At 68.0% G+C, this 19,868-nt stretch carries 19 protein-coding genes; 14 read left to right on the top strand and 5 right to left on the bottom strand.

Annotated features, from left to right (window positions below):
- Positions 1–4 precede the first annotated feature (4 nt).
- Positions 5–412 carry a lactoylglutathione lyase gene (gloA, locus tag KHP16_RS01925; protein ID WP_109582051.1) on the top strand — a complete coding sequence of 136 codons (408 nt, stop codon included), beginning with the start codon at positions 5–7 and terminating at the stop codon, positions 410–412.
- 28 nt (positions 413–440) lie between these two features.
- A complete protein-coding gene (locus KHP16_RS01920) occupies positions 441–1,352 on the top strand; it encodes a DMT family transporter (RefSeq protein WP_109582052.1) in 912 nt (303 codons plus the stop codon).
- A 20-nt stretch (positions 1,353–1,372) separates the two neighbouring features.
- On the opposite strand, the gene trpS is transcribed toward KHP16_RS01920, so the two are convergent.
- Genes trpS through KHP16_RS01895 form a run of 5 tightly spaced genes read right to left on the bottom strand, consistent with a single transcriptional unit; the run spans position 1,373 to position 8,422 of the window.
- Positions 1,373–2,395, bottom strand: a complete 1,023-nt coding sequence (gene trpS, locus KHP16_RS01915; RefSeq protein WP_109582053.1) for a tryptophan--tRNA ligase — start codon at positions 2,393–2,395, stop codon at positions 1,373–1,375.
- A 36-nt stretch (positions 2,396–2,431) separates the two neighbouring features.
- Entirely contained in the window at positions 2,432–3,292 is an 861-nt protein-coding gene (gene rsmA, locus KHP16_RS01910) for a 16S rRNA (adenine(1518)-N(6)/adenine(1519)-N(6))-dimethyltransferase RsmA (protein ID WP_115953783.1), read from the bottom strand.
- A gap of 18 nt (positions 3,293–3,310) precedes the next feature.
- Positions 3,311–4,387, bottom strand: a complete 1,077-nt coding sequence (gene pdxA, locus KHP16_RS01905; RefSeq protein ID WP_109582055.1) for a 4-hydroxythreonine-4-phosphate dehydrogenase PdxA — start codon at positions 4,385–4,387, stop codon at positions 3,311–3,313.
- A gap of 18 nt (positions 4,388–4,405) precedes the next feature.
- A complete protein-coding gene (locus KHP16_RS01900) occupies positions 4,406–5,902 on the bottom strand; it encodes a peptidylprolyl isomerase (protein WP_211959491.1) in 1,497 nt (498 codons plus the stop codon).
- A 9-nt stretch (positions 5,903–5,911) separates the two neighbouring features.
- Positions 5,912–8,422 carry an LPS-assembly protein LptD gene (locus KHP16_RS01895; protein ID WP_115953785.1) on the bottom strand — a complete coding sequence of 837 codons (2,511 nt, stop codon included), beginning with the start codon at positions 8,420–8,422 and terminating at the stop codon, positions 5,912–5,914.
- Between the two features lie 178 nt (positions 8,423–8,600).
- Between KHP16_RS01895 and KHP16_RS01890 the strand changes: the two genes are divergently transcribed.
- The 12 genes from KHP16_RS01890 (at position 8,601) to KHP16_RS01835 (ending at position 19,851) form a co-directional block, all read left to right on the top strand.
- Positions 8,601–9,647: an aminoglycoside phosphotransferase family protein gene (locus KHP16_RS01890; protein ID WP_109582058.1), complete on the top strand. Its 1,047-nt coding sequence runs from the start codon at positions 8,601–8,603 to the stop codon at positions 9,645–9,647.
- A 5-nt stretch (positions 9,648–9,652) separates the two neighbouring features.
- Positions 9,653–10,408: an AzlC family ABC transporter permease gene (locus KHP16_RS01885; protein ID WP_109582059.1), complete on the top strand. Its 756-nt coding sequence runs from the start codon at positions 9,653–9,655 to the stop codon at positions 10,406–10,408.
- Positions 10,409–10,419: 11 nt separating this feature from the next.
- Positions 10,420–10,746, top strand: coding sequence for an AzlD domain-containing protein (locus KHP16_RS01880; protein WP_211959962.1), 327 nt, complete (start codon positions 10,420–10,422; stop codon positions 10,744–10,746).
- Entirely contained in the window at positions 10,743–11,498 is a 756-nt protein-coding gene (gene murU, locus KHP16_RS01875) for an N-acetylmuramate alpha-1-phosphate uridylyltransferase MurU (RefSeq protein ID WP_121491970.1), read from the top strand. The genes KHP16_RS01880 and murU overlap by 4 nt, the downstream gene beginning before the upstream one ends.
- Before the next feature lie 53 nt (positions 11,499–11,551).
- Positions 11,552–12,985 carry an aminopeptidase P N-terminal domain-containing protein gene (locus KHP16_RS01870; RefSeq protein WP_211959490.1) on the top strand — a complete coding sequence of 478 codons (1,434 nt, stop codon included), beginning with the start codon at positions 11,552–11,554 and terminating at the stop codon, positions 12,983–12,985.
- Entirely contained in the window at positions 12,982–13,533 is a 552-nt protein-coding gene (locus tag KHP16_RS28245) for a hypothetical protein (RefSeq protein ID WP_244214674.1), read from the top strand. Before KHP16_RS01870 ends, KHP16_RS28245 begins: the two co-directional genes overlap by 4 nt.
- Positions 13,511–14,809 carry a UbiH/UbiF/VisC/COQ6 family ubiquinone biosynthesis hydroxylase gene (locus KHP16_RS01860; RefSeq protein ID WP_211959489.1) on the top strand — a complete coding sequence of 433 codons (1,299 nt, stop codon included), beginning with the start codon at positions 13,511–13,513 and terminating at the stop codon, positions 14,807–14,809. Before KHP16_RS28245 ends, KHP16_RS01860 begins: the two co-directional genes overlap by 23 nt.
- A 326-nt stretch (positions 14,810–15,135) precedes the next feature.
- The gene (gene dusB, locus KHP16_RS01855; RefSeq protein ID WP_211959488.1) at positions 15,136–16,212 is read left to right on the top strand and encodes a tRNA dihydrouridine synthase DusB; all 1,077 of its coding nucleotides are present in this window, start codon (positions 15,136–15,138) and stop codon (positions 16,210–16,212) included.
- Positions 16,209–16,442: a Fis family transcriptional regulator gene (locus tag KHP16_RS01850; RefSeq protein ID WP_109582064.1), complete on the top strand. Its 234-nt coding sequence runs from the start codon at positions 16,209–16,211 to the stop codon at positions 16,440–16,442. Before dusB ends, KHP16_RS01850 begins: the two co-directional genes overlap by 4 nt.
- A gap of 32 nt (positions 16,443–16,474) precedes the next feature.
- A complete protein-coding gene (gene purH, locus KHP16_RS01845) occupies positions 16,475–18,049 on the top strand; it encodes a bifunctional phosphoribosylaminoimidazolecarboxamide formyltransferase/IMP cyclohydrolase (protein ID WP_109582065.1) in 1,575 nt (524 codons plus the stop codon).
- A gap of 63 nt (positions 18,050–18,112) precedes the next feature.
- Positions 18,113–18,658, top strand: a complete 546-nt coding sequence (gene ruvC, locus KHP16_RS01840; protein ID WP_109582066.1) for a crossover junction endodeoxyribonuclease RuvC — start codon at positions 18,113–18,115, stop codon at positions 18,656–18,658.
- 98 nt (positions 18,659–18,756) lie between these two features.
- Positions 18,757–19,851 carry a glycerophosphodiester phosphodiesterase gene (locus KHP16_RS01835; protein WP_244835696.1) on the top strand — a complete coding sequence of 365 codons (1,095 nt, stop codon included), beginning with the start codon at positions 18,757–18,759 and terminating at the stop codon, positions 19,849–19,851.
- Positions 19,852–19,868: the final 17 nt, after the last annotated feature.

Here is a 19,868-nt window from a genome sequence, read left to right as displayed (position 1 = left end):
CCACATGCGACTCCTCCATACGATGCTCCGCGTTGGCGACTACCAGCGCTCGATCGACTTCTATACGCGCGTGCTCGGCATGCAGCTGCTGCGCGAGAGCGACAATCCCGAATACAAGTACCGTCTGGCCTTCGTCGGCTACGGTCCCGAGAGCGAAGGCGCGGTGATCGAGCTGACGTACAACTACGGCGTGGACAAGTACGACCTCGGCACGGCCTATGGCCATATCGCGCTGGAGACCGATAACGCCGCGGCCGCCTGCGACCGCATCCGCGAAGCCGGTGGCAAGGTCACGCGCGAAGCGGGCCCCGTCAAGGGCGGTACCACCGTGATCGCGTTCGTGGAGGATCCGGACGGCTACAAGATCGAACTGATCGAGCGTCATTCGACGCGCGACGCCGCGCGTCCGTAATCGCCGCTCTCCCCTCGCGTCCATCCCCATGAGCGTCGCCACGCAGGCTTTTGAACGCCGTCCGCTCGACGGCCTTGCCGTCGGGCTCATGCTGCTGCTGTGCGCCGCATGGGGATTGCAACAGGTGGTCATCAAGGTCACCGCGCCGCTCATGGGTGCGGTGATGCAGGCGGGCGTGCGATCGGCCATTGCCGCGCTGCTCGTCTACGGCTTCACGCTATGGCGCCGCCAGCCGCTGTTCGAGCGTGACGGCACGCTGCCCGCGGGCCTGCTCGCCGGTCTGCTCTTCGGCGGCGAATTCCTGTGCGTGTTCGTCGGCCTTGGCCACACGACCGCCTCCCGTATGGCGGTGTTCCTCTATACCGCGCCGGTCTTTACCGCGCTGGGCCTGCATTTCATGGTACCCAGCGAGCGCCTGCGGCCCGCGCAATGGTTCGGCGTGCTCGCGTCGTTCCTCGGGATCGTCATCGCGTTTGCCGATGGCATCGCGTCCCCCGCGCAGGGGGCTTCGACTTTGGCCGGGGATGGGCTCGGCGTGCTCGCCGGCGCCTTATGGGCGGCGACCACGCTCGTAGTGCGCGCCAGCAAGCTGGCGAGCGCGCCGGCCAGCAAGACGCTCCTCTATCAACTGGCGGTATCGGCGGTGGCGTTGCTGGCGCTCGCGCTGATGGCGGGCCAGCATATCGACATGGAATTCAATGGGCTCGTGCTGGCGAGCCTGTTCTATCAGTCGGTGCTGGTGGCATTCGCCAGCTACCTGACGTGGTTCTGGCTGCTGCGCGTATATCTGACCTCACGCCTCGCGGTGTTCTCGTTTCTCACGCCGCTGTTCGGCGTGACGTTCGGCGTGGTGCTGATGCACGACGCCGTCGGCATGCGCTTCGCCGTGGCGGCGTTGCTGGTGCTCGGCGGTATCGTGCTGGTCAATCGACGCGCATAGTGCGCGCTTAGCCCGCTCGCTCAGAACGAGAACATGCCCAGCGCGGCACGGACTTCGTCCAGCGTCTGCTGGGTCAGTTCGCGCGCTTCGGCGGTGCCCTTCTTCAGGATGTCGAATACGTAGCCCGGATCCTTCGCAAGCGCCTCGCGGCGTTCACGGATCGGGCGCAGCATTTCCTGCAGGATGCCCTCGATCCGGCGCTTGAGCACCATGTCGCCGAGACCGCCGCGGCGATAGTGTTCCTTCAGCGCTTCCACTTCCTCGACATTCGGATCGAACGCGTCGAGATAGGTGAAGACCACGTTGCCTTCCACCTGGCCCGGGTCCGATACCTTGAGGTGATTCGGATCGGTGTACATGCGGTGCACGGCTTCCTTGATCTGGTCCGGCGACGCGCCAAGCGGAATCGCGTTGCCTTGCGACTTGCTCATCTTCGCCTTGCCATCCACCCCCGGCAGGCGGCCATGCTTCGGAATCAGCGCGGCGGCTTCCGGCAGCACCTCGCGGCCCACCTGATGGTTGATGCGGCGGACGATCTCGTTGGTCTGCTCGATCAGCGGCGCCTGATCCTCGCCCACGGGCACGAGCACGGCCTTGAAGCCCGTGATGTCCGCGGCCTGCGAGGCCGGATAGCACAGGAAGCCCGCCGGGATGTCGCGGCCGAAACCGCGCGCCTGGATTTCTTCCTTGATCGTCGGGTTGCGCTCGAGGCGCGACACCGTGACGAAGTTCAGGTACATCAGCGTCAGCTCGGCCAGCGCGGGCAGATGCGACTGCACCGTGATGGTGGTCTTCGCGGGGTCGATGCCGACGGCGAGGTAGTCGAGCGCGACTTCGAGCACGTTGCGGCGCACCTTCTCCGGGTCGTGCGCGTTGTCGGTCATGGCCTGCGTGTCCGCCAGCAGCAGGTACTGCTTGTGCGAGTCCTGCAGCGACACGCGGCTCTTGAGCGAACCGACGTAGTGGCCGAGGTGCAGCGGGCCGGTGGGACGGTCGCCGGTCAGGATGACGGGGCGCTTGTCGAGGGTCGTTTGGGCGGTCATGGCGTCACGGATGAATCAAGACTAAGACGGTAGGAATCAGGGGGCCGGCGGCTCGGCCGCGCGGGCGGCGGAGTTGGCGGAACTGCCCGCGGACACGAGGCGCGCCAGATCGACGTACTCGCCGACCGGCACTTCCTCGGCACGGCGGCCGAGGTCGAAGCCGAGCGCGTCGAAATCGACCTGGTCGCGCAGGAAGGACAGCGTGTTGCGCAGGACCTTGCGGCGCTGCGAGAACGCCGCGGCGACCACGTCGCCGAGCACGTCCACATCGCACGCGGCATACGGCGACCGCAGCTCGCCGGTGGCGAGGCGCGGCCACGGAATCATGCGCACGACGGCGGAGTCCACCTTCGGCGGCGGATTGAACGAGGCCGGCGGCACGTCGAGCACGTGCTCCATGTGATAGCGCACCTGCAGCATGATGGACAGCCTCCCGAACGCCTTGCTGCCCGGCTCGGCGATCATGCGATCGACCACTTCCTTCTGCAGCATGAAATGCTGGTCGCGCACGACGTCCGCGAAGCTCATCAGATGGAACAGCAGCGGGCTGGAAATGTTGTAAGGCAGGTTGCCGACGATACGCAGCGATCGGCCAGGTTCCTGCAGGCTCGCGAAGTCGAAGGCGAGCGCGTCGCCCGCGTGGACGTCGAGCCGCGTGCCGTAGCGGCGGTTGAGCCGTTCGACGAGGTCGCGGTCGAGTTCGACCACGTGCATGCGCGGCAGGCGCTCGAGCAGCGGGTTGGTCAGCGCGCCGAGGCCGGGGCCGATCTCGACGAGCACGTCGTTCGGCTGCGGGTCGATCGCATTGATGATGCCGTGGATGACGCCGTCATCCACGAGGAAGTTCTGACCGAATCGCTTGCGGGCTATGTGGCCCTGATGAACGTTTGAACGCATGATGTCTGGGGCTTTCCGTCAGTGCGGCGCGGATCGCCCGTTGTCGTGGCGGCCATCGTCGTGATGGCCGTTGGTGTGGCCGGTCATCGCCACGGCGCAGCGGATCGCTTCGATCATGCTGCCGTGCTCTGCGCGGCCGCTGCCCGCGAGGTCCAGCGCGGTGCCATGATCGACCGAGGTACGAATGAATGGCAGGCCGAGCGTCACGTTGATGCCGTGACCGAACGTGCCGTACTTCAGGGGCGCGAGCCCCTGGTCGTGATACATCGCGAGCACGCAGTCGGCGCCCTGCAGATGACGCGGCTGGAACAGCGTGTCCGCGGGGTAAGGCCCCCGTGCGTCGATGCCCGCGTCCCGCGCCTGCGCGAGCGCCGGCGAAATGACGTCGATTTCCTCGCGGCCCATATGGCCGCTCTCCCCCGCATGCGGATTCAGGCCCGTGACGAGGATGCGCGGGCGCGCGATGCCGAAGCGGCGGCGCAGATCGGCATCGACGATCGTCAGGGTCTCCATGAGCAGCGGCGCGGTCAGCGCGTCGGGCACCGCGCGCAGTGGCAGGTGCGTCGTGGCCAGCGCCACGCGCAGCATCGCGTTGTCGTGCGCGGGCTGCGGGCCGGCGAGCATCATCACCACGCGGGAGACGCCCGCGCGCTCGGCGAGGTATTCGGTATGGCCCGTGAACGGCACGCCCGCGTCGTTGATCGTGCTTTTCTGCACGGGCGCGGTAACCATCGCGGCGAAGCGCGGATGCGCGGGCAGGAGGCCGTCGATGGCCGTGTCGAGCAGGGACAGCACGTAGCGGCCGTTGCGCGCGTCGAGCTGGCCCGGCACGCAGTCGACGCCCAGCGGGATATCTTCGACGACCACATCGCCGTCGGCGAGGCGGCGCGCCCAGGCCTTGCCCACGCCCAGCGCCTCGGCGCGCGCGGTCAGCATGCGCGCGTCGCCGAGCACGTGAAAACGGATGCCGCCCGCCTCTCCGCCCTGCGTGTCACCGTGCGGCCCCGCGATCTGCAGCAGCGCGCGGATCGTGATGTCGGGGCCGATGCCGGCGGGTTCGCCGGTGGAGATGGCTAGCGCGAGAGGTTCGGGCATACAGGTGTGAGCCGCGCGTCAGCGCTGGCGGTTGATCCGGTACTCGACGTAGGCCGCGCTGCGCAGCTGGCGGACCCAGTCGTCATACGCCACACGCAGCTTCTGCTCGCGCACTTCCGCGCGCGCGAAGTCGCGCTGCTTCTCCGGCGATACCTCGGACTCGCGACGGTCCAGCACCTGAATCAGGTGCACGCCGAACTGCGTGACGACGGGCTCGGAAATTTCGTTCGGACGCAGGCGGTTCATCGCCTGCTCGAACTCGGGCACGAGCTCGCCGGGCGACACCCAGCCAAGATCGCCGCCGTTCGACGCGGAACCGTCCTGCGAGTAGCGCTTGGCCACGTCGGCGAAATCGCCGCCGTGCGTGATGCGATCGCGCAGGCCCTGAAGCTGGCGCTTGGCTTCCGCTTCCGGCATGTTCGGACCCGTGCGGATCAGGATATGGCGCACCTGCGTCTGCTGGATGCGGTCCGCCGCCTGCGGCGACGACGCGCTCGGCGCGGTCCGCTTGGCAGCGAGCTTGATCACGTGGAAGCCGTTGGCGCTCTCCACCACCTGCGGCGCCACCGCGCCCGGCTGGAGGTCCACCACCGCATTCGCGAACAGCGCGGGCAGCCGGCCAATCTCGCGGAAGCCGAGGGCGCCGCCTTGCGCGGCTTCCGGGGCTTCAGAGTTGGCCTTGGCGAGTTCGGCGAAGTCCGCGCCGTCCGTGGCCTGCTTGAGCAGCCCTTCCGCCTTCTTCTTCAGTTCGGCCTTCTGCGCTTCCGAGGCGTCTTCCGGCACGCGCACGAGGATCTGCGCGACGTTGAACTCCGCCGGACCGGTCGCGGCCGTGGGCTGCCCGCTGCGCGCCGCGAGGTAGTTGTCGATCTCGCCGTCGTACACCTGCACCTTCGAATCGACTTCACGCTCGCGCAGGCGGATCACCTGCACCTGCTTGCGCAGTTCGTCGCGGTACTTGGTCCAGCTCATGCCCGTCGCTTCCACGCGGCTGCGCAACTCGGTCGCGCTCATGCGGTTCTGCTGGGCCACGGATTCGATCGCGCGGTCCACTTCCTGGTCCGTGACGCGGATGCCGGCATCCTGCGCGGCCTGCGACTGCACGCGGTCCATCACCAGGCGCTCGAGCACTTCGCCGAGCAGGTCCGCGCGCGGCGGCACCTCGCGCTGCTGGGCACGCAGCTGGTTCTCGATCTCGTCGGCGCGGTCGAGCAGTTCACGGCGCGTGATCACGCTGTTGTTCACGATCGCCACCACTTCGTCCACGAGCTGCGAACGCTTCGGGCCCGACTGCGGCTGCGGAATGCCCATCTGCGGCTGGCTCGGCGGCGCCGCGGTCTCCTGCCCGGCCTGCGGCAGGAAGATACCCGACGCACGCGACGAGGACCCCGGCGCGCGGAGCTGCGCCGCGGCAGGGAGCGCGATCGATGCCATCACGGCTGCCAGCAGCACGCGCTGCCAGGCGTTGAGCTGAAAAATGAACATGGAAAACACGGAAAAAACTCGACGTTTCATCTTGGTCCGTCATTCATAGTGATCGTACTGGGACGTCGGCACCGGCCGTGCGGAAACGGGCTCGTAGCCCGGCACGTTCAGGCGCAGCATGTCCAGCGGATTGGAGCCGATCTTCGACAGCCCGCGGAACTCCACCTGCAGGAAGAATCGCCCAGTGTAGCCATCCGACGTATTGCGGAACCGCTGGTAAACCACCCGGCCGACCCAGCAGTCCGCGGCATATTCGAAACCGGCAAGCGCATCGACGAGCTGGTTGGCCTGCTTGTCGAATGCCACGCGGCCGATCCCGTATGTCCGGCGCGTGAGCGGCCACTGACTCGACAGCTCGATCTGGTCGATCGCGGTATTGTCGGTCACGGACGTCGGACGTCGGTAGCGATAGCCGAAATTGACCAGCTTTCGCGATTCCGGACGCCACGAAAACGCCACGTTGGTGTAGTTCACGCGGTTGTCTTCGGGACTGTACTGGATTCCCGCATCGAGATAGTAGCCCCGGAACAGCTGGACGGTCGTCGCGGCGAGCAGGTCCGAGTAGCTTGGCTTGGTGTCCGTCGACGTGCCCGACAGCTGCACGCGCTGGCCGGTGAAGTCGAAGCGCTGCGCCAGCGTGCCGCGGAAGCGCTCGATACCGGTGTCGGACTCGATGAGTCGCGTCGTCACGCCGGCCGTCAGCTTGTTGTTGTCGGCGATGCGGTCGTAACCGGTAAACGAGTTCTCGGTGAAGATCTGCCCGTAACCAAAGTCGGACTGCGCCGTATCGAACAGCGGGAACTGGCTCTGGTCGCGGAACGGCGTGTACACGTAGAACAGGCGCGGCTCGAGGGTCTGCGTGAACCGCGTGCCGAACAGCCGGCTCATGGTGGGCGCCTCGCGCTCGAACGTCATGCCCGAGTCGATGCTGAACGTCGGCACCGTGCGGTTCAGCGTGTTCGATACGCCAGCGGAATTGGTGCCCGCGTCCATGTTGTACTGCGTCGCGTTGAACAGCACCTTCGGCGTCACGTACCAGCCGGCGCGCACGATCGGATAGCTGATCGACGGCTGCAGGAACAGGCGGTCGCCCTCAGGTTGCTGCAACCCCGTCGTCGTCAGCGGGATGCGGAAACGCGTGTAGTCCCCTTCGACCTGGATGTCGAAGCCACCGAGGTTGTACTTGGTGTACCGCGCATTGATCTGCGGCTCACGCTCGTACGACGGCTCGCTCGGCGACAGCGTCTGGAATTTCTGCACGCGCGCCAGCACCGTGAAGTCCTGCCAGTTGTAGACGACGCCGCCTTCCTGCGTGTACTGCCGCAGCGTCGACTGCGCCACCGTGCGCGTCAGGTCGTCCGGAAACTGGTCGTCCGACACCTTGCTGACGTTGGCGTAGGCGGTCAGGCCCGGCAGGATCCGCTGCGTGTGCTGGATCGAGTAGGACCAGCGGTTGCGGTCGGCCTTCTGATCGTCCGGCAGGATGTCGGCGCGGATGCGGCCGCTGTAGCCCTCGCCGAGGTAGCGGAAGTCGCCGCCCAGCTGCACGCCTCGCGACGACAGGATACGCGGATACAGCGTCAGGTCCCGGTTCGGCGCGAGGTTGAAATAGTACGGCGCGGTCAGGTCGAAACCCGAGCGCGAGCTGTAGCCGAACAACGGCGGCAGGAAGCCGCTGCGGCGTTCCTCGTTCAGCGGGAACGAGAACGCGGGCGCGCCCGCGATGGGCACGCCGAAGAAATGCAGCACACCGCCATAGGCCGTGCCCACTTCGCGGTCGCTGTCCAGATCGATGCGGCTCGCGCTGAAGTACCAGTCCGCGTTGTCGGGCGAGCAGGTCGTGTAGGTGGCCTTCTTGATCGTGCTCCGGTCGGGGTCGAGGAAGTCGATCCGTTCCGCCTGGCCGCCGCCACCGGTCTGCTGGAAGTAGTAGTCCGGCGAGAGCATGTAGCCCTCGTTGGCCTCGATGCGCATCTTGGCCTCGGGGCCGACGGCCACGGTGCCGTTCTTCGACAGCCGCGCGTTGCCCACCACGTGCGCCTCGTCGGTATCCTGGTCGTAGGTCAGCTTGTCGCCCTTGACCACGGCGCCGTCGCGGCGCAGCTCGGCGTTGCCTTCGAGCGTGACGCCCTTCTCGTTGTACCCGGTCATGCGGTCGCCAGAGACGAACGACGGCGCATTCGGATTCGGCGGCACCTTGTTCTGCGGGGTAAAGCCGAGCCCGCTCTGCTTTTGCGACCCCGTAGGGGCCGCGGTAGAGATCGCGGGTTCCTGGAGGCGCGGCACCAGCTCGCCGGCCTGGGGCGGCGGTGGCGGCGGCTCGGGCGTCTGCGTGACGGTTTCCGCGGCCAGCACGTCCGGAATCGCCGAGGCGGCGCCGTACTGGGCGTGCACGTTCACCGACAGTCCGGCCATGGCCAGGACGAGCGGGCGCAACGCGCTGGCGGGCACCACCTTGCGCGCGGGTGTGCGCGAATGTCGGGGCTCGCCGGCAAGGCGCGGGCGCGTTCGAGTGGCCGTCTGGTTCGGTGATCGTCGTTGTTCGGTCATGCGAGCGGTGGTCGTTCAGCCGGCGGCGGGCAGCACTGCGGTCCGCCAGAAGGAGGCCACAACGCCCGCCAACCCTTGCCGGAGCAGGCTGCAGGGCAACGGCAGCCCCTCCCGGAGGCCACCCGGTGCCCGGGTTTGGTCGGGTATTATACGGGCCAACCTATTCACCCTTTCCGGCATGGCAGCACTTTCTCACGAGCCGGGCCACGATCCGCGCCTCGCCCAACTGAAAACCTGGGTGGCCGGACTCGGCGCCGCCTGGCAGATCGACCCCGATTCCTGCGCCCCCGCGTCCGCCGACGCGAGCTTCCGGCGCTATTTCCGCGTGCGCACGGCGCATCCGGACCACCCGACCGCGATCGTCATGGACGCGCCGCCCGCGCACGAGGACTGCCGCCCGTTCATCCACGTGGCCGCGCTGTTCGGCGACGCGGGCGTGACGGTGCCGACCGTGCTGGCGCAGGATCTCGAACAGGGCTTCCTGCTGCTTGCCGACCTCGGCAGCCAGACTTACCTGTCGAAGCTCGACGATTCCACCGCGCCCGGCCTGTACGGCGACGCCGCGGCCGCGCTCGTGAAGCTTCAGGCCGCCACGCGCGCCGGCGAGCTTCCGGCGTACGACCGCGCGCTGCTGCAGCGCGAGCTCGACCTGTTTCCCGAGTGGTACGTGGCGCGCCACCTCGGCGTGACGCTCACCGACGCGCAGCAGGCCGACCTGCGCGAGGTCATGGACGCGATCATCGCGAACAATCTTGCGCAGCCGCAGGTGTACGTCCACCGCGACTATCACTCGCGGAACCTGATGGTCATGCCCGATGGCGCCAATCCGGGCGTCCTCGACTTCCAGGACGCCGTGATCGGCCCCATCACCTACGACGCGGTCTCGCTCTGGCGCGATGCCTATATCGAGTGGGAAGAGGAACAGCAGCTGGACTGGCTGATCCGCTACTGGGAGCGCGCGCGGACGGCGGGGCTGCCCGTCAACGCGGACTTCGGCGAGTTCTACCGCGACTTCGAATGGATGGGCCTGCAGCGCCATCTGAAGGTGCTCGGCATCTTCGCGCGCCTCTATCACCGCGACGGCAAGGACGGCTACCTCGCCAACCTGCCGCTGGTGCTCAAGTACACGCGCAGCGTCGCGGGACGCTACACGGAACTGCGCAAGCTGCTGCGCCTGCTGGACACGCTGGAAGGCACCGAGCGCCCGGCCGGCTACACGTTCTGAGCGCCATGCCGCTGCCGCTTGCCTCCTCCGCGCCGGCCGCCGCCCCCGCGCCCACCGCCCGAGAAGAATGGTGGGCGGGGGTGCGCGCGCTGCTGCCGATGCTGCTCGGCGTAGCGCCATTCGGGCTGATCTACGGCGTGCTCGCGGTGAACGCGGGCATGCCCGCGTGGCTCGCCTGCGCGATGAGCGCCACGGTGTTCGGCGGCGCCTCGCAGATGATCCTCACGCAGCTGTGGTCGGCGGGCACGCCCGCGCTGATCGTCGTCTTCACGGTGGCGATGGTGAACCTGCGCCACGCGCTCTATTCCGCGACGATGGCGCCGGCGCTGTCGCATCTGCCGCGCCGCTGGAAGGCGCTGGTCGCCTACCTGCTCACCGATGAAGCCTTCGCGGCCATGACGCGGCGCCTGACCGATACCGGCGAGCGCATGCGCAACCGCCACTGGTTCTTCTTCGGCGCGGGGTTCTCGCTGTGGAGCTGCTGGCAGGTGTCGACACTGGCCGGCGTGCTCGTCGGCGCGCAGGTGCCGCGCGACTGGCCGCTCGATTTCTTCCTGCCGCTGACGTTCATCGCGATCATCGTGCCGAACCTGAAGCACCGCGCGCATCTGGCCGCCGCCCTCGTGGCAAGCGCCCTGGCGGTGGCGTGCTACGGCATGCCGCACAAGCTCGGGATCATGGTCGCGGCGCTCGGCGGCATCGCGGCGGGCATGGTCCTGCTGCCACGCACGCGCCCGCGCAAGCAGGAGACCGCCGCATGAACGCCGCCTCGATGAGCCCTCTCACGCTGTTCGCCGTCTTCCTGGCGGCCGGTGCCGCGACGTTCCTGATCCGTCTCTCGTTCATCGCGGTCGAGGGCCGCGTGCGGCTGCCGGCATGGTTCCGCACGGCGCTGCAGTTCGTGCCGGCCGCGATGCTGTCCGCGCTGATCGCCCCGGACCTGCTGATGCACGACAGCCAACTGTTCCTGAGCCTGCAGAATTCGCGGCTGATCGCCGGTATCGTCGCGGTGATCGTGGCCGCGCTGACCCGCAGCGTCGGCTGGACCATCGTGGTCGGCATGGCGGCGCTGATCGGGATGGAGATGTTGAATCGATGAAGGCGATGATTTTCGCGGCCGGACGCGGCGACCGCATGCGGCCGCTCACGGATACCTGTCCCAAGCCACTGTTGCCCGTGGGCGGCAAGCCGCTGATCGTGTGGCAGATCGAAGCGCTCGCGCGCGCCGGTGTCACCGACATCGTGATCAATCACGCATGGCTGGGATCGCAGATCGAGACTGCGCTCGGCGATGGGTCGCGCTACGGCGTGCGGCTCGCATACTCGGCCGAAGGGACGGCGCTCGAGACGGCCGGCGGCATTGCACGGGCGCTGCCCTTGCTTGAACCGGCGGACGCCCATGACAGTGCGCGGGGCAGTACGCGCGGCCATATCTTTCTCGCCGTGTCTGGCGATATCTTCTGCGACTACGACTACCGCAGGTTGCTGCCGCGCGCGGACGACATGGCCGATGCCGCGCAGCCGCATATGCATCTGGTGATGGTGCCGAACCCCCCGTTCCATCCGGCCGGCGATTTCCTGCTGGACGCGACTGGCCGCCTGCACCTTCCGGGCACGGAAACCGCGCCCGCCGGCGCGCAGGGGTCAGCGCAGGCGCTCACGTTCGGCAATATCGGGCTCTACGACACGCGCCTGTTCCGCGACATCGAACCGGGCCGGAAGGTGGCGATGACGCCGTACTATCGCGCCGCCATCGCCGGGGGCACCGCCACCGGCGAGCGCTTCGACGGCCGGTGGGAGAACGTCGGCACGCCCGCGCAGCTGGCGGCGCTGGACGCGGCGCTCGGCTGACGGCGTTAGAATCGGGGAATTCTCCCCATCGCGCCCCCCGCGCGCCACTGCCCATGTCCGCTCCCGACTCCGCCCTTCTCGACGCCTGCCGCGGCCGCCGCGAGCGCGTGCTGCAACAACTGCGCGCAGGCGGCGGTGGCGTCGCCATCGTGCCGACGGCCCCCGAGGCCATGCGCAATCGCGACAGCGACTATCCGTATCGCCACGACAGCTATTTCTATTACCTGACCGGTTTCGCCGAGCCCGAGGCGATCCTCGTGCTCGTGGCGGAAACCGACGGCACGGGGCGCAGCATCCTGTTCTGCCGCCCGAAGCACGAGGAACGCGAGATCTGGGACGGTTTCCGCTTCGGCCCTGAAGGCGCGCGCGCGACGTTCGGCTTCGACGAGGCGCACTCGGTCGAGGACATCGACACGAAGCTGCCGCCGCTGCTCGCCAATCGCGCGCAGGTCGCCTATCCGCTCGCCGCCTCCACGCGCACCGACATGCAGGTGCGCCGCTGGCTCGATGGCGTCCGCGCGCAGGGCCGCGCGGGGGTGTCGTCGCCGTCCATCGCGATCGACGTGCGCACGTGGCTCGACGAGATGCGGCTGTTCAAGGATGCGAGCGAGATCGCGATCATGCGTCGCGCGAGCGAAATCTCGGCTCAGGCCCACGTCCGCGCGATGCAGGCATCGCGCCAGGGCCTGCGCGAGTATCACCTCGAGGCGGAACTGCTCTACGAATTCCGCCGCCATGGCGCGCAAAGCGTGGCTTACAACTCGATCGTGGCCACGGGCGCCAATGCGTGCGTGCTGCACTATCGCGCGGGTCCCGCGGAACTGCGCGATGGCGATCTGTGTCTGATCGACGCCGGCTGCGAACTCGATGGTTACGCATCGGACATCACGCGCACGTTCCCGGTCTCCGGCCGCTTCACGCCCGCGCAGCGCGAGCTGTATGACATCGTGCTGGCCGCGCAGACTGCGGCGATCGCGGAGACGCGCGCCGGCGTGCCGTACAACGTGCCGCACGACGCGGCAGTGCGCGTGCTCGCGCAGGGCATGCTCGACACCGGCCTGCTGGACCGCAACAAGGAAGGCACGCTCGACGATGTGATCGCAAGCGGCAACTATCGCCGTTTCTACATGCATCGCACGGGCCACTGGCTCGGCATGGATGTGCACGACGTCGGCGAGTACCGCGTCCCCGGTCCCGCTGCGCTGGGTGCCGATGGCGCGCCGGGCGAACGGCCGTGGCGTCCGCTCGAACCGGGCATGGTCGTGACCGTCGAGCCCGGCATCTATGTGCGTCCGGCCGAGGATGTGCCCGAGCGCTACTGGCATATCGGCATCCGCATCGAAGACGATGCCGTGGTGACCGGCGGCGACTGTGAACTGCTGACGCGGGGCGTGCCCGTGGATGCGGATGAAATCGAAGCGATCATGCGCGATGGTGGGCGCGATGGTGGGCGCGATGGGCGACAACATGCAGGAGAGACTCGATGATTGGATGGCTGCGCAAACTGTTCCCTTCCGACGGGGCCGATAGTCGTAACGTCGGCAGCCCGGCAAGCCACGGGAACCGTCGCGCGTCCGCCTCGGCGGCGCCATCGACGCGCCGCGCGGACGCCGGCGAACCGTTCGTCATCAATCTCTATGACGACCGCGCCGTCGTGCACCGGCCGGACGGCCAGCGCGAAGAGGTCTCGTGGGACGCGCTGGAACGCGTGATCGTGCGCGTGTCCGATCGCGCGCCGTGGGCGGGTACCGCGTGGCTCATCCTCGTCGGCGATGGCGACAGCAAGCAAGGCTGCGTCGTGCCGCTCGATGCGGCCAATCACGACGCGCTGCTCACGCATCTGCGCGCGATGCCGGGCTTCAACGAACAGAAACTCGACAATGCGCTGCGCGATGCCGAAGCGGGCCGCGCGCGCTCCGATGCGATCCTGTGGAAGCGGAGCGACGCGGAACGCGTGGAAGCCGAACGTGCGGAAGCCGAGCGGGAGCCAGCGCGCCAAGCGGGAGACCACCATGACCCTGCCGCAAACCCCTGACAATGCCTCCCGCGCGCTCGCTCCGACAAGCGAGCCGCGCGATATCGCCATCGTGGGCGGCGGCCCGGTCGGCCTGACGCTCGCGGCACGGCTGCTGCGCACGACCGCGTGGCGAATCACCCTGATCGATGCAGCCACCCCCGCGCGCGCCGCACGCGATCCGCGCGCCATCGCGCTGTCGCATGGCAGCCGCCAGTTGCTCGAGCAGATCGGCGCGTGGCCGGTGCCGATGCAGACCATCGAGCATATCCATATCTCGCAGCGCGGCCGCTTCGGCCACGTCAAGCTCCATCACGACGACTATGACGTGCCGGCGCTTGGCTACGTGGTGCGCTACGGCGACCTGTGCCAGGCCCTCGAGCGCGCGCTGGCCCGCGCCGCCGAAGCAGCGCCCGGGCGGCTCGAGCGTGTGTTCGAAACCCGCATCGACGAGGTGACGCAACCGAAGGTGACGCAACCGAAGGTGACGCAACCGAAAGATCAGGACGGCGGCATCGTCCGACTCGACGGCACGTCGCACAACGATCACGACGGCCTGCCCGTCGCCTTCGCCGCGCGCATCGCGGTGCAGGCGGAGGGCGGCCTGTTCCACCAGCAGATGCGCCGCCATGCCGGTGTTGGCCAGGGCGACGGCGGCCGCCGCCGCGACTACGGGCAGACCGCGATCATCGGCCACGTCACGGCCTCGCGCGCGATGCCCGGCTGGGCATGGGAACGTTTCACCGAGGAAGGCCCGCTCGCGCTGCTGCCGCACGAAGACCACGGCACCCCCGGTTATGCGCTGGTCTGGTGCTGCGCGCCGGACGCGGCCACGCGCCGGCTTGCGTTGTCCGAGGCCGATTTCGCGCGCGAGCTCGGAGAAGCATTCGGCACGCGACTCGGCACGTTCACGCTCCATGGCAAGCGCCATGCGTTTCCGCTCGGGCTCAATGCGGCCCCCGTCACGGTCGATGGCCGCATCGTGGCCGTCGGCAACGCGGCGCAGACGCTGCACCCCGTCGCGGGCCAGGGCCTGAACCTCGGGCTGCGCGATGCGTTCGCGCTGGCCGACTCGTTGCGCGCGAGCTGCACGCCGCAGGCCCTGCAAGCCTTCGCGGCGCGCCATCGCGTGGATCGCGCCGTGACGATCGGCGTCACGGACCTGCTGCCGCGCGTGTTCGGCGTGGGCGGTCCGCTGGCCGCCCATGCGCGCGGCGCCGCGCTCGCGGCGCTGTCCTGCGTGGCCCCGCTCAAGCACGCCGTGGCGCGGCAGATGATGTACGGCGTGCGCCGCTGAGGGGCCTCAGTAAGGTGCCTCGGTAAGGTGCCTCGGTAAGGTGCCTCGGTAAGGTGCCTCTTCAAGGTGCCTCGGTAGGGGCGGCGTCACGGAAGCGCGCCGCACCTTTCCGCAACGGTCAAGCCCCGCGGGCGGTCATTGTTGCCCGCCGCGGGGCGGCTTCGACGATATTTGCTCATTTCTTGAGCACCGCCCCCCGTTTGGCGTTAAAATCGCGCCCTCGCGTACGAACCCCACGCCTTGCCGGCCCCGTCCCCGGGCATCCGCATGCCGTCCGTTCGTCGCCATCGCGTTTATCGCCATCCGTTCATCTTCTTTCACCTATCGTGCAGATCGGCTCTCATCGTCTCCGCAACAATCTGTTCGTCGCGCCCATGGCCGGCGTGACGGATCGCCCGTTCCGCCAGCTGTGCAAGCAGCTCGGCGCCGGCTATGCGGTGTCGGAGATGGTCGCGTCGAACGCGCAGTTGTGGAAGAGCGAGAAGACCATGCGCCGCGCAAACCACGCCGGTGAGGTCGAACCGATCTCGGTCCAGATCGCGGGCGCCGAACCGGGCATGATGGCCGAGGCCGCGCGCTACAACGTCGATCGTGGCGCGCAGATCATCGACATCAACATGGGCTGCCCGGCCAAGAAGGTCTGCAATGTCGCCGCGGGGTCCGCGCTGCTGCAGAACGAGCCGCTCGTCGCGCGCATCGTCGAGGCCGTGGTGGGCGCCGTGGGCGATCGCGTGCCCGTCACGCTCAAGATCCGCACGGGCTGGGACCGCGAGCACCGCAACGCGCTGCGCGTCGCGCATATTGCCGAGAACGCGGGCATCAGCATGCTGACGGTGCATGGACGGACCCGCGCTGACCTGTATCACGGCGATGCCGAGTACGACACGATAGCCGCGGTCAAGGCGGCGGCGCGTATTCCGGTGGTCGCCAATGGCGACATCACCACACCGCAGAAGGCGCGCCACGTGCTGGCGGTCACCGGCGCCGATGCCATCATGATCGGCCGCGCGGCACAGGGCCGTCCGTGGCTGTTCCGCGAGATCGAACACTTCCTCGCGACCGGCGAACTGCTGCCGTCGCCCGAGGTCGCGGAGATCCGCGCGATCATGAACCACCATCTGGCCGATCACTACGCGTTCTACGGCGAGTTCACGGGCGTGCGCACCGCGCGCAAGCACATTGCGTGGTACACGCGCGGCCTCAAGGGGGCCAACCTGTTCCGTCACCGCATGAACACGCTCGAGACGACCGAGGCGCAGCTGCAGGCCGTGAACGCGTTCTTCGACGAGCAGGCCATGATCTCGGACAGGCTGGTGTACGTCGACGACGGTGACAACAACAACAACGACGGCGGCCACGATGCCGCCGGCAACAACAAGAAACGGGAACTGCTTGCCGCATGAGCCGCAATGCCATCGACCAATGCATCCGGGACAGCCTGGATACCTACTTTCGCGATCTCGACGGGGAAGAACCGTCGAACATGTACAACATGGTGCTCGAAGCCGTCGAGCGCCCGCTGCTGGAGGCCGTGATGGCGCGCACGGAGCGCAACCAGTCGCTCGCGGCCGCCTATCTCGGCATCAATCGCAACACCCTGCGCAAGAAGCTGCAGCAGCACGGCTTACTGTGAATCGAATCTGAATTGAAGCGTTCCCCCCGACCATGATCAAGCAAGCTCTCCTCTCCGTTTCCGACAAGACCGGCATCGTCGATTTCGCGCGCGAACTGAACGCGCTCGGCGTGGTGCTCCTCTCCACGGGCGGCACCGCCAAGCTGCTGGCCGACGCCGGCCTGCCCGTGACCGAGGTGGCCGACTACACGGGCTTCCCCGAAATGCTCGACGGCCGCGTCAAGACGCTGCACCCGAAGGTGCACGGCGGCATCCTCGCGCGCCGCGACCTGCCCGAGCACATGGCCGCGCTGGCCAAGCACGACATTCCGACCATCGACCTGCTCGTGGTCAATCTCTATCCGTTCCAGCAGACCGTGGCGAAGGACGACTGCACGCTGCCCGACGCGATCGAGAATATCGACATCGGTGGCCCGACCATGCTGCGTTCGGCCGCGAAGAACCATCGCGACGTAACCGTGATCGTCGATCCTGCCGACTACGCGCCCGTGCTCGAGGAGATGCGCGCGAACGCCAACGCGGTGGGCTACGACACCAACTTCCGCCTGGCCACCAAGGTCTTCGCGCACACCGCGCAGTACGACGGCGCGATCACGAACTACCTGACCTCCCTGGGCGAAGACAAGGCTCACCAGACGCGCAGCGCCTACCCGCAAACGCTGAACCTCGCCTTCGAGAAGGTGCAGGAAATGCGCTACGGCGAGAACCCGCACCAGTCGGCCGCGTTCTATCGCGACCTGAAGACCGTGGACGGCGCGCTGGCCAACTACGTGCAACTGCAGGGCAAGGAACTGTCGTACAACAACATCGCCGACGCGGATGCCGCGTGGGAATGCGTGAAGTCGTTCGACGCCGCCGCCGGCGCCGCGTGCGTGATCATCAAGCACGCCAACCCGTGTGGCGTGGCCCTCGGCGTGAACGCGCTCGAAGCCTACGACAAGGCGTTCAAGACCGACTCGACCTCGGCCTTCGGCGGCATCATCGCCTTCAACGTCGAGCTCGACGAGGCGGCCGCGCAAGCCGTGGCGAAGCAGTTCGTCGAAGTGCTGATCGCCCCGTCGTTCAGCACCGCCGCGCGCAACGTGTTCGCGGCCAAGCAGAACGTGCGGCTGCTGGAGATCCCGCTCGGCAAGGGCGTGAACCAGTACGACCTCAAGCGCGTGGGCGGCGGCCTGCTCGTGCAGAGCCCCGACGCGCGGAACGTACTGCAGTCCGAGCTGCGCGTGGTCACGCGCCGTCAGCCGACCGCGAAGGAAATGGACGACCTGATGTTCGCCTGGCGTGTCGCCAAGTTCGTCAAGTCGAACGCCATCGTGTTCTGCGGCGGTGGCATGACGCTCGGCGTGGGCGCGGGACAGATGAGCCGCGTGGATTCGGCGCGCATCGCGAGCATCAAGGCGCAGAACGCCGGCCTGACGCTGGCGGGTTCGGCCGTGGCGTCGGACGCGTTCTTCCCGTTCCGTGACGGCCTGGACGTGGTCGTCGATGCGGGCGCGACCTGCGTGATCCAGCCGGGCGGCTCGGTGCGCGACGACGAAGTCATCGCCGCCGCCGACGAACGCAACATCGCGATGGTGTTGACCGGCACGCGACACTTCCGGCATTAAGCCCACCGGGAGCGGAGGCGGCGTTACACTACGCCCTATTCTCTCTCCGCTCCCGACTCCTACATGCGCATCCTGGGCATCGACCCCGGCCTTCGGACCACCGGCTTCGGCGTCATCGAGAAGCACGGCAGCCGGCTTGCCTACGTCGCCTCGGGGACCATCAAGAGCAACGGCGATTCCAGCCTGCCAGAGCGCCTCAAGACGTTATACGACGGCATCAGCGAGGTCACGCGCCAGTACGCGCCCGACTGCGCCGCCATCGAGAAGGTCTTCGTCAACGTCAATCCCCAATCCACGCTGATGCTGGGCCAGGCCCGCGGCGCCGCGATCTGCGGACTCGTTGGCCATGGCTTGCCCGTGTTCGAATACACCGCCCTCCAACTCAAGGTGGCCGTGGTCGGCTACGGCCGCGCCAACAAGGAGCAGGTGCAGGAGATGGTGACGCGCCTGCTGGCGTTATCCGGCCGTCCCGGTTCCGACGCGGCCGATGCGCTCGGCGTGGCAATCTGCCACGCGAATGGCGGCGACACGCTACAGGCACTGTCGGGTCTTGCACCCGAACTCGTACGGAAGGGCATGCGCGTGCGGCGCGGCCGCCTGGTCGGATGACCCGGCCGGCAGAACGCCCGATGCCCGCCGCACCCAACTTCTCCCGGACTTCAAACGTGAACGCTTCCCGACGACACGCGCCGCGCACGGTCATCGTCATGGCGGCCGCGGCGCTGCTGGCCGCCTGTGCCTCCGCACCGCCTCCGCAGGCGCCCGCGCCCGCCGCGCCGCCGGCACCGAAGATCAAACCCCTGGTCATCGGCCACCGCGGCGCCAGCGCGCTGCGGCCCGAGCATACGCTCGCGTCGTACGCCAGGGCGATCGAGGATGGCGCGGACTTCATCGAGCCGGACCTCGTGTCGACCAAAGATGGCGTGCTGGTCTCTCGCCACGAGAACGACATCTCCGGCACCACCAACGTTTCGACACTGCCGCAGTTTGCCGACCGCAAGCGCATCAAGGTGGTAGACGGGGAGCGGTTGACGGGCTGGTTCACCGAGGACTTCACGCTGGCGGAGCTCAAGACGCTGCGCGCCCGCGAGCGCATTCCGAAGCTGCGACCCGCGAATGCGCGTTACGACGACCAGTTCGAGATCGCCACGTTCGAGGAGATCGTGAAGCTGGCCAGCCAGGGCGCGCAGAAGCGCGGGCGCCCCATCGGCATCTATCCCGAGCTCAAGCATCCGAGCTACTTCCGCGGCATCGGCCTGCCGCTCGAGGAAAAGCTGGTGTCGTCGCTGCAGGGGAACCCCTACACGCGTACCGCGCCCATCTACGTGCAGTCGTTCGAATCGGGCGCGCTGCGCACCGTCCGCCGGCTGATCGGCACGTCCATGCCGAACGTACGGATCACGCAGCTGATCGGCGGCGCGAACACGCGGCCCGCGGACTGGCGGCTCGCCGGCGACACGCGCACCTATGCCGCGATGCTGTCGCCGCTGGGCCTGCGCGAGGTGGCGACCTATGCCAACGGCATCGGCCCCGAGAAATCGCTCGTGATCCCGCGCGACGGCACCCCCCCCACCGCGCTGGTGCGCGACGCCCATGCAGCCGGCCTCGTGGTGCATCCATACACGTTCCGGCCCGAGAACAATTTCCTGCCGAAGCCGCTGCAAATTGCCGGCGATCCGTCCACGCGCAACCCGAATGGCATGGTGCGCGAGCTCGATACGTTCATCGCCGCGGGCGTGGACGGTTTCTTCACCGACGACCCCGCGCTCGGCCGCCGCGCGGCCGACGCCGTCGCACCCTGACACCCAAGCCAAGACAA

The organism is Cupriavidus plantarum (assembly GCF_905397285.1).
In the GTDB taxonomy this organism is placed as follows: Bacteria; Pseudomonadota; Gammaproteobacteria; order Burkholderiales; family Burkholderiaceae; genus Cupriavidus; species Cupriavidus plantarum.
The sequence above is the reverse complement of the archived record's forward strand: the minus strand, read 5'-3'. Positions and strand labels throughout refer to the sequence as shown.

Coding starts and splice junctions, on each gene's coding strand:
- ruvC (WP_109582066.1), top strand. CDS start 18,113: ATGCGCATCCTGGGCATCGACCCCGGCCTTCGGACCACCGGCTTCGGC.
- KHP16_RS01880 (WP_211959962.1), top strand. CDS start 10,420: ATGAGCCCTCTCACGCTGTTCGCCGTCTTCCTGGCGGCCGGTGCCGCG.
- KHP16_RS01885 (WP_109582059.1), top strand. CDS start 9,653: ATGCCGCTGCCGCTTGCCTCCTCCGCGCCGGCCGCCGCCCCCGCGCCC.
- purH (WP_109582065.1), top strand. CDS start 16,475: ATGATCAAGCAAGCTCTCCTCTCCGTTTCCGACAAGACCGGCATCGTC.
- gloA (WP_109582051.1), top strand. CDS start 5: ATGCGACTCCTCCATACGATGCTCCGCGTTGGCGACTACCAGCGCTCG.
- KHP16_RS28245 (WP_244214674.1), top strand. CDS start 12,982: ATGATTGGATGGCTGCGCAAACTGTTCCCTTCCGACGGGGCCGATAGT.
- pdxA (WP_109582055.1), bottom strand. CDS start 4,387: ATGCCCGAACCTCTCGCGCTAGCCATCTCCACCGGCGAACCCGCCGGC.
- KHP16_RS01850 (WP_109582064.1), top strand. CDS start 16,209: ATGAGCCGCAATGCCATCGACCAATGCATCCGGGACAGCCTGGATACC.
- trpS (WP_109582053.1), bottom strand. CDS start 2,395: ATGACCGCCCAAACGACCCTCGACAAGCGCCCCGTCATCCTGACCGGC.
- rsmA (WP_115953783.1), bottom strand. CDS start 3,292: ATGCGTTCAAACGTTCATCAGGGCCACATAGCCCGCAAGCGATTCGGT.
- KHP16_RS01860 (WP_211959489.1), top strand. CDS start 13,511: ATGACCCTGCCGCAAACCCCTGACAATGCCTCCCGCGCGCTCGCTCCG.
- murU (WP_121491970.1), top strand. CDS start 10,743: ATGAAGGCGATGATTTTCGCGGCCGGACGCGGCGACCGCATGCGGCCG.
- KHP16_RS01835 (WP_244835696.1), top strand. CDS start 18,757: ATGGCGGCCGCGGCGCTGCTGGCCGCCTGTGCCTCCGCACCGCCTCCG.
- KHP16_RS01895 (WP_115953785.1), bottom strand. CDS start 8,422: ATGACCGAACAACGACGATCACCGAACCAGACGGCCACTCGAACGCGC.
- KHP16_RS01920 (WP_109582052.1), top strand. CDS start 441: ATGAGCGTCGCCACGCAGGCTTTTGAACGCCGTCCGCTCGACGGCCTT.
- KHP16_RS01890 (WP_109582058.1), top strand. CDS start 8,601: ATGGCAGCACTTTCTCACGAGCCGGGCCACGATCCGCGCCTCGCCCAA.
- KHP16_RS01870 (WP_211959490.1), top strand. CDS start 11,552: ATGTCCGCTCCCGACTCCGCCCTTCTCGACGCCTGCCGCGGCCGCCGC.
- KHP16_RS01900 (WP_211959491.1), bottom strand. CDS start 5,902: ATGAAACGTCGAGTTTTTTCCGTGTTTTCCATGTTCATTTTTCAGCTC.